This is a genomic window from Aliterella sp. E5.1 (genome assembly GCF_057473825.1).
The window spans coordinates 1-1,132 of record NZ_JBYCCV010000487.1 but is presented as its reverse complement, the minus strand read 5'-3'; the positions used below and the strand labels follow the sequence as shown (position 1 = coordinate 1,132).

General features: G+C 45.3%; 2 protein-coding genes and 1 pseudogene. 2 read left to right on the top strand and 1 reads right to left on the bottom strand.

The annotated features are described in order from the left end of the window. Positions 1-106: pseudogene (locus tag AC2VE5_RS28465) on the top strand (transposase); the annotation flags it as partial. A 5-nt stretch (positions 107-111) separates the two neighbouring features. On the opposite strand, the gene AC2VE5_RS28460 reads toward AC2VE5_RS28465, so the two are convergent. Then, positions 112-888 (bottom strand): chemotaxis protein CheB, encoded by a 777-nt coding sequence (locus tag AC2VE5_RS28460; protein WP_486890864.1) that lies wholly within the window; start codon positions 886-888, stop codon positions 112-114. A 108-nt stretch (positions 889-996) separates the two neighbouring features. On the opposite strand from AC2VE5_RS28460, the gene AC2VE5_RS28455 reads away from it, so the two are divergent. Next, the coding region (locus AC2VE5_RS28455; RefSeq protein WP_486890865.1) for an IS1/IS1595 family N-terminal zinc-binding domain-containing protein at positions 997-1,132 on the top strand (136 nt) is incomplete at its 3' end.

Here is a 1,132-nt window from a genome sequence, read left to right as displayed (position 1 = left end):
ATGTAAGATCCTCGTTAAGAACTTTGAGCGCACCTTGACCAATGCCACCACGAAGCTCAATCTCTGCTTCGTCAGGTTAATGATTAAGCGACTTGCCGCCTTTTAGAGATGTCAAATGGGTTCTATATGACAGCGAAATCGGAGCGGTTCTTCTGTACCAATTTGCCAAATGCTACCATTGCATTCAGGACAGCTATAAGTTGTCCGAGTCCCAATTTGCTCTACATTCTCCAAAAACTCCTTTGTATTCATTGTCTGTTCGGTAATATTTGATTCAATTTCTATCTCTTTAGTCACTGGGTATGATTCATCTTCGGCGGCGGAAACACTTGTTAAACGCACCAAAAGGTCTGGGATTTCTGCAAGGGGAAGGCAGTGATCTACCTTGACATACCGCAGTGCGCTTTTTGCCATACTTGGGTATTCTGCTTCATTTGGGTCTTGAACTATGGCGACTCCGCCCCGTTTTTTGACTGCCTGTAACCCTACAGTCCCATCGTCTAAATAGCCAGTGAGAATTACACCCACAACCCTTGAGCCATAAGTGCGAGCTGCGGAACGAAATAACGCATCGATCGCGGGTCTAAATCGATTCTCTTGCGGTCCACGCACCACACGGATAAACCCACGATTGACCAACAAATGATAATCGGGTGGAGCAACATAAATTCGCCCTGTTTGGATTTTTTCTCCGTCTGTTGGGTGAGACGCAGGTAAAGAGCCGACATCTTCAAGAATCTGAGGCAGAATACTCGGCTTATCTGCGGCGAGATGCTGAACAACGAATAATACAGCATCGATTTGGGTAGGTAAACCGCTAACGATCGCACTCAATGCTCTGAGTCCACCTGCCGAAGTCCCGATAACGATGATGTCGTGTCCTGGCATAAATTCCTTTGATAATTCACTTATAGTTGTGCTTCGCCAATTCTATCTCTGCTAGTACAAGTCTACTTGACTCATAACCGACACAGCGTTGCATAAAAAAGGGATGGAATGAATAAGGGAGAAATGGAATGTCAACATTGCACCTCAACTTATGTGACCAAGAATGGTCATCGTCGCGGGAAACAGAACTATCATTGTCAATCTTGTAGTCGTCAGTTTGTTGACTCTTACTCAGTCAGGGGCT

Coding starts and splice junctions, on each gene's coding strand:
- AC2VE5_RS28460 (WP_486890864.1), bottom strand. CDS start 888: ATGCCAGGACACGACATCATCGTTATCGGGACTTCGGCAGGTGGACTC.